4 protein-coding genes are annotated in these 6,703 nt (G+C 44.6%); all 4 read right to left on the bottom strand.

Annotated elements, in window-relative coordinates; genetic code table 11:
- Positions 1-1,321, bottom strand: a 1,321-nt coding sequence (locus tag B2899_RS14140) for an NADPH-dependent assimilatory sulfite reductase hemoprotein subunit (protein ID WP_286886660.1), incomplete at its 3' end; no start/stop codon positions are given.
- 27 nt (positions 1,322-1,348) lie between these two features.
- The gene (locus tag B2899_RS14135) at positions 1,349-3,169 is read right to left on the bottom strand and encodes an assimilatory sulfite reductase (NADPH) flavoprotein subunit (RefSeq protein ID WP_286886659.1); all 1,821 of its coding nucleotides are present in this window, start codon (positions 3,167-3,169) and stop codon (positions 1,349-1,351) included.
- A 587-nt stretch (positions 3,170-3,756) separates the two neighbouring features.
- Positions 3,757-5,895, bottom strand: coding sequence for a heavy metal translocating P-type ATPase (locus tag B2899_RS14130; RefSeq protein WP_286886658.1), 2,139 nt, complete (start codon positions 5,893-5,895; stop codon positions 3,757-3,759).
- Complete coding sequence (locus tag B2899_RS14125) at positions 5,892-6,266, bottom strand: ArsR/SmtB family transcription factor (protein ID WP_146810895.1); 375 nt, start codon at positions 6,264-6,266, stop codon at positions 5,892-5,894. Before B2899_RS14125 ends, B2899_RS14130 begins: the two co-directional genes overlap by 4 nt.
- Positions 6,267-6,703: the final 437 nt, after the last annotated feature.

Below are 6,703 nucleotides of genomic sequence, written 5' to 3'. Positions count from 1 at the left end.
GAAGAGCGACACACGCAAGCGAGCTGCGGCGGAGTGCTGTATAATGTCTGCCATCTGTCAAACCGTATTGTTCGATCAGTTCGCTAATCTTTTTCTTGTTCTGGCTTGATACATTGGCAATGATCAGGTTTTGATTCGCTGTCAGACGGAAATCACCCGTATGGATTTTGGCGATTTCGCGCAGGCCGGTCTTCAGCTTGTAATCATCAAAATCCGCGATGCGGCCGCCCTGAATAAACAGTGTAAAATGCCATGTGCCTTGAACACCTTTCACCCAGCCGTAGCGGTCGCCGTTATGGTCAAAATGATACGGCTTCGCTTCATCCAGGCTCCAGCCGAGGCGGTTTTCCAGTTCAGCCTTGACCGTTTCCAGCCCGAGTCGGTCAACTGTGTACTTGAACCGGGCATTTTTGCGGACGGAACGGTTTCCGTAATCGCGCTGAATCGTAATGACTTTTTCCGCTATATCTTGAATTCGGTCCGGCGTACAGAAGCCGATTACTTTGGCGAGCTGAGGATATGTCGCTTTGTCGCCATGCGTCATGCCCATGCCGCCGCCGATCGCCACGTTAAAACCGACAAGCTTGCCATCTTCCACAATCGCAATGAAACCAAGGTCCTGTGAATAGACATCAATGTCATTCGATGGCGGAACAGCGATACCGATCTTGAACTTCCGCGGCAAATAAAGCGGTCCGTATATTGGTTCGATTTCTTCCGCTTCCGGCGTGCCTTCCACTTTTTCTTCATCCAGCCAAATTTCATGGTACGCTCTGGTACGTGGCAATAAATAATTGCTCAATTGTTTCGCCCATTCATATACTTCTAAATGGATCTCAGATTGATAGGGATTCGGGTTGCACATGACGTTCCGGTTCACATCGCCGCACGCGGCTATCGTATCCAAAAGGGACGCATGAATTTCCTGAATCGTATTTTTCATATTCCATTTTAAAATACCATGCATTTGAAACGTCTGGCGTGTTGTCAGTTTTAATGTGCCGTTGCCGTTTTTTTGGGCAAGCTCGTCCATGACAAGCCATTGCTCCGGTGTCGCGACACCGCCCGGCAAGCGGACGCGCAGCATGAACTGATACGCAGGTTCAAGTTTTTGTTTTTGGCGCTCATTGCGGAGATCCCGGTCATCCTGCAAGTAGCTGCCGTGAAATTTCATCAGACGGTTGTCATCTTCAGGAATTCCGGCGCTGAGCCGATCCTGCATCACTTCCTTCAGCGTGCCGCGTAAATAGTTGCTTTCTTCTTTTATACGCTCAACATCGCTTGGCGGGCCGTCCGGCGCTTTTAAAATTCGGTTTACCATGTTGAAAAAACTCCCTTCAATCCAAAATCAGTATACATCACGCTGATAACGTTTTTGCTGTTGCATGTCGGCAAGATAGTCTTCCGCTTTTTCACGGCTCATGCCGCCTTCTTTTTCTATAATCTCAATAAGAGTGTTATGGACGTCATGTGCCATGTTTTTCTCATCTCCGCAAATATAAACGGTTGCTCCTTCTTGAAGCCACTCAAACAATTCTTTGCTGTGTTCAAGCATCCGGTGCTGCACATACACTTTTTCATCCGTGTCACGCGAAAACGCGACATCCATTTTCGTCAGCACGCCGTCTTTCAGCCACTTTTGCCATTCGGTCTGGTAAAGGAAATCCGTTACGAAATGCTGGTCGCCGAAGAACAACCATGATTTTCCTTTCGCCCCTGTTTCTTCGCGCTCCTGCATAAAGGAGCGGAACGGAGCAACGCCTGTCCCCGGTCCAACCATGATGATTGGCGTATCCGGGTTTTTTGGCAGCTTAAAGTTTGGATTATGCTGAATATAAACTGGCAGCGTATCTCCAGGCTGCAGACGTTCCGCGCATAAAATGGAGCAAACGCCTTTTCGTTCGCGTCCGTGTGCATCGTACCGGACGGCACCGATTGTCAAATGCACTTCATCCGGATTCGCGGATAAGCTACTGGCAATCGAATAAAGACGGGCCGGTATTTTACGGAGAATAGAGATAAACTCTTGCGCCGATACATCCCACGGACCAAAATCACGGACCAGATCAAGCAAATCGCGCCCTTCAAGATACGCTTTTACTTTTTCTTCATTGCCCGGCGATAAAAGTTCCCGTAAATCTTCATTGTTTGAAAGCTGCGCCGCCTGCTCAAGAAGCGGTTTGGTTAAAACGGTAATTTCAAAGTGAGAGATAAGCGCTTCTCTAAGCGGACGAACGTCTCCATGTTTATTGACCGTCACATTTTCTTCCGGATCCCATTTCAATTCTTCAAGAAGCATATCTACCAGAGCCGGATCGTTTTCCGGATAGATACCGAGGCTGTCACCCGGTTCAAATGTGAGGCCAGACCCTTCAAGCGATAACTCGAGGTGTCGCGTTTCTTTATTCGAGCCGCGGCCGTTCAAGTTTATATTTTCAAGCACTTCCGCTTTAAACGGATTTGTTCTGGAATATGCCGGTTTACCTGCTTGAGGTACTGTTGCCAGAGCAGGAGCAGCACTCTCACCCCGCGCTTCATTTAAGCCGCCAAAGACTCCTTCAAGCCATTCTGCCGCCGGCTCATCATAGTCAAGGTCGCAGTCAACGCGCGGATAAAGCCGTGTGCCGCCGAGTTCTTCCAGCCGCTGATCGAATTCTTTTCCCGTCTGACAGAAAAACTCATACGAGCTATCTCCAAGTGACAAAACAGAAAAACGGAGATCATCAAGCTTTGGCGCCCGTCGGCTATGAAGAAACTCATAGAAAGACAGCGCGTTATCCGGCGGATCACCTTCCCCATGTGTGCTCACGACAATAAGCAGGTTTTGGACTTTCTTCAAATTGTTCGGTTTAAAATCGCTCATGGAGGAGACAGTTACTTGAAAGCCGCGCCCCTCAAGTATTTTGCCAGCATTCTCCGCAAGCCCCTGCGCGTTACCTGTCTGTGATCCGTAAAGAATGGTCACTTCTTTTGAAATTGTCTGCCCGGTGTTCCCCACAGGAAGTTCTGCTGCCGGCGCTTCTATTGTTCCCGGAACGGAAGCAGACTGGGACGCGGCCAGATAACCGCTCAGCCAGATTTTTTGTGATTCTGTCAAGGTCGGTAGAAGGCGGTTAAGAAGTTCTACCTGCTCCTGATTAAACGGACTGTTCATTACCTGAAGTTGCAACGATATCCACCTCACAAAGGAATATAAACTTATCGTACTTCTTTTTATTAATAAGGAGTGGTTTCAACATTTTTTGCCGTTCACTATTCGGAGAAAAAATGTTTTTTGTTGTATCTATATTATTCTTATTAATAAAGTGGGTTTTAATAGTATAAATCATTCGAAAATTTTAATGAAAGGAACGTTTTTTCATTTGTCTTTCGATTGTCTTTCCCCGCTTAGACACTTCCTCGAAAAGGTGTCTACTTCAACTTTACCGGAAGTCACAGCATTAGTAAAATACATATAAATTATTATAGCTATTAAGATTACTAATAATAAGATGAGATTCTTTTATACGATGACGCGTTAAAAATATTTGTAACCTTATGTTATAACCTGGTTACCAGGCTGAAACCGAAATAAATATGTAAAAGGGATAGCATATGTGGTAGTGAGGTGGTAAGATGTTTTTTGTAATCTGGGCTTTTATTTTTGATGAATTTTATATGCGGAGTATTTTTATACTAAGAATATTCTGTTTATTTAGCAGGATGTATGATCAACAGGAGATCAGGTCTGTCATCTACAAGTAAAAAGAGCCAGGGTTAATCCCTAACTCTTAGTAAGCGCAATCCATTTAAGGTTACAATTAATGTAGCTCCCATATCAGCAAAGATTGCAATCCAGAGCGTTAACCAGCCAGGAACGACAAGCAATAAAGCGATAAGCTTGATTGCTAAAGAAAATGTAATGTTTTGCTTAATGATTTGTAGTGCTTTTCTACTCAGCTTAATCGTGAACGGAAGCTTTTCTAAATCATCAGCCATTAATGCAATATCAGCCGTTTCTAGAGCAGTGTCTGTACCGGCACCACCCATGGCGATCCCCACAGTTGCAGTAGCGAGCGCTGGTGCATCATTCACTCCATCTCCTACCATTCCTACACGTTGGCCGGACTTCTTGAGTTGCTTAATAGCTTCCAGCTTGTCTTGAGGTAGCAGTTCACCTTTTATATCAGTGATGCCTACTTTTTCTCCAATGGCATGAGCCGTAGCTTTATTGTCACCTGTCAACATGATGGTTTTTTTAATGCCTATTGCATGAAGTTTTTGAATGACATCTTTGCTGGTTTCACGAACTTCATCAGCTACAGCAATCAGAGCCAGTGCTTGTTTACTTGTACCAAGAATCATCACGGTTTTACCTTCATGCTGAAGTTTCTCAATTTGTGATTGAATATCCTTCATTCTGCCAATGGACAAGAGCTCCTCAAATAAGCGAGGACTCCCGATGTAATATTCGCTGCTGTTTACGGTTGCTTTTACCCCTTTACCAGTAATCGAGGAGAAGTCTTCTACGTCAGGCAAAGAAAGCTCTTCCTCTTCTGCTTTCCGTACGATAGCAGAGGCTAAAGGATGCTGGGAGCCCTTTTCTAATGTTGCTGCAATAGATAAGCATTCGTTGGCTGAGTGGCTTTGCAGAGGAATTAAATCGGTTACCACAGGAACCCCACGAGTCAGTGTACCTGTCTTGTCAAAAGCGATAGCAGATAAAGAACCTGCTTCCTCCAGGTGGATACCACCTTTGATGAGCACACCGTTACGGGCTGCATTCCCGATTGCCGTAACAATGGCAACTGGCGTGGAGACAACTAACGCACACGGACAACCAACAACCAGAATCGCCAATCCTTCGTATACCCATGCGTTCCAATCTCCTCCAAAGAAGAGAGGTGGAATAACAGCAACACCCAGTGCTAATAACATAATCATCGGTGTATAGTATTTGGCAAATCGGTCTACAAACGCTTGTGAAGGTGCTCGTTCAGCCTGTGCTTCTTCTACAAGGTGGATAATTTTTGCGATCGTAGTATCTTCGACTGTTTTTGTTACTTTAACTTCCAGTAGTCCTTCTTCATTCAGTGTTCCGGCAAACACTTCATCTCCCACCGATTTTGTCACAGGAATGGATTCTCCAGTAATCGCAGCCTGATTGATGGAAGATGTACCTTTAACAATTTCGCCGTCCATAGCCAGCTTTTGTCCTGGTTTTACAATCATAATATCCCCGATTTGAATATCCTCAACCGGAATTTGTATGTCTTGCCCGTTTTTTCGTACTGTCGCTTCTTTGGGCGCGATGTCCATCAGTGAGCTAATCGATTGACGTGCCTTTTCCATAGAGTATCTCTCCAGCGCTTCACTGATAGCAAAGAGGAACACAACGGTCGCTCCTTCTCCCCACTCACCGATGGTGGCTGCGCCAATAATAGCGACAGTCATAAGAGTATTCATATCAAAACGTAGCATGGTGAGATTTTTGAATCCTTTTAGGAAAAGAGAAAATCCTCCAATGAGAATAGAAGCAGCATATAACGAAACGGGGAGCCAGTGCTCTTCGCCATACTGATCACGAATAAGCCAAGCGACCAATAATAACACAGCGGAAATCACTGTACGGATATTCGTCGTTTTTTTCCAAAAAGACTCTTTTTCAACAACGATCCGTTGCTTTTCGGGGAACAGCCGTAGATTTTCGAACGCACCGGCTTTTTCTAACTCTTCGATCGTTGCCTCGCCTTCAACAGAAATTTTAGATGCGCCAAAATTCACTTTTGCATCTTTAACACCAGGCAACGCTTTTACATTTTGTTCAAATTGAGCAGCGCAGTTCGTACAGGTAAATCCCTGCACGCGATAGACGCTTTTTTTCTCAAGCTGTTGTGTATTTTCACTTGTTTTCATTGCCTGGCAACCTCTTTTCGTTGAGCAAAAGCAAGCGTAATTAATTGTTTAAGATGTTCATCATGTAGCGAATAAAACACTAACTTTCCTTCTTTCCGGTACTTCGCCAGTCCCATATTCCGAAGCAAACGGAGATGATGGGATGCTGTGGCTGTAGAAGAGCCGATAATGTTAGCAATATCACAAACACATAGCTCCTCTTCTTCACATAACGCATATGCGACTTTTAGCCTTGTATCGTCAGCCAATGCCTTAAACACTTTGACAATAGTTAACGTATCGTGTTCCTCGATGCTTTGCTTTACACGATTCACCTTCTCTTCGTCAAAACAATAAATCTCACAGCTATCTATTTTTTTTAGTTTCTCCATTTTTCACCTCATATTAACAATAAAATAATTGTTTGAATGTTATTGTATACCTTATAATAAAAACAGTCAAATGAATATTTGAATAATGGGGTGAAGGAATGGATAGTCAATTGAACAAACTTATGTGGGAACGGGAGCCGACCTATTGTTTTTTCCCCCCCAAAACGCTCATTTAGAAGAAGGTCACCTATCAAGCAGCCAGCAACGGGAAAACCGAATTTCCCGTTGCGACATTTCCCATCGGTCAACAGACAACGTCAAGTTGCACTCAGATACGATGTCAGTAACAATTAGTTGGTCAGATCTCGGAGCAACCCTTTATGAATTAGCCGAGAACACTCGTGACCTCAGTCATGAGTGTTCTCGGCTTCGGACAAGGGAAGGTTTTAGCCTTCTCGCAAGTCCGACTGTATAGTATAATATATTTGTACAGATTG

Origin of the sequence: Aneurinibacillus sp. UBA3580, assembly GCF_002375825.1 — a bacterium.
GTDB classification, from domain to species: Bacteria; Bacillota; Bacilli; order Aneurinibacillales; family Aneurinibacillaceae; genus Aneurinibacillus; species Aneurinibacillus danicus.
This window is presented reverse-complemented; position numbering and strand designations above follow the sequence as displayed.

Bases quoted from the DNA above. Each gene is read 5' to 3' on its own strand.
- B2899_RS14130 (WP_286886658.1), bottom strand. From the start codon at position 5,895: ATGAAAACAAGTGAAAATACACAACAGCTTGAGAAAAAAAGCGTCTAT.
- B2899_RS14125 (WP_146810895.1), bottom strand. From the start codon at position 6,266: ATGGAGAAACTAAAAAAAATAGATAGCTGTGAGATTTATTGTTTTGAC.